Below are 449 nucleotides of genomic sequence, written 5' to 3'. Positions count from 1 at the left end.
TTCAACCTATACAATCTGTGTGAACACTCGCAAAAATAGCGTCAGTAAGGAGGTGATCCAGCCCCAGGTTCCCCTAGGGCTACCTTGTTACGACTTCACCCCAGTCATGAACCACACCGTGGTAAACGCCCTCCCGAAGGTTAAGCTATCTACTTCTGGTGCAGCCCACTCCCATGGTGTGACGGGCGGTGTGTACAAGGCCCGGGAACGTATTCACCGTGGCATTCTGATCCACGATTACTAGCGATTCCGACTTCATGGAGTCGAGTTGCAGACTCCAATCCGGACTACGACAAACTTTAAGGGATTCGCTCCACTTCGCAGCTTCGCTGCCCTCTGTATCTGCCATTGTAGCACGTGTGTAGCCCTACTCGTAAGGGCCATGATGACTTGACGTCGTCCCCACCTTCCTCCGGTTTATCACCGGCAGTCTCCCTGGAGTTCCCACC

Annotated in this window: 1 rRNA gene; it reads right to left on the bottom strand. The window is 53.9% G+C overall.

Annotated elements, in window-relative coordinates:
* Positions 1-45: 45 nt before the first annotated feature.
* Positions 46-449: ribosomal RNA gene (locus BZG25_RS15710) — 16S ribosomal RNA — on the bottom strand; the annotation flags it as partial.

It is taken from the genome of Salinivibrio sp. ML198 (assembly GCF_001996015.1).
GTDB classification, from domain to species: Bacteria; Pseudomonadota; Gammaproteobacteria; order Enterobacterales; family Vibrionaceae; genus Salinivibrio; species Salinivibrio siamensis.
This window is presented reverse-complemented; position numbering and strand designations above follow the sequence as displayed.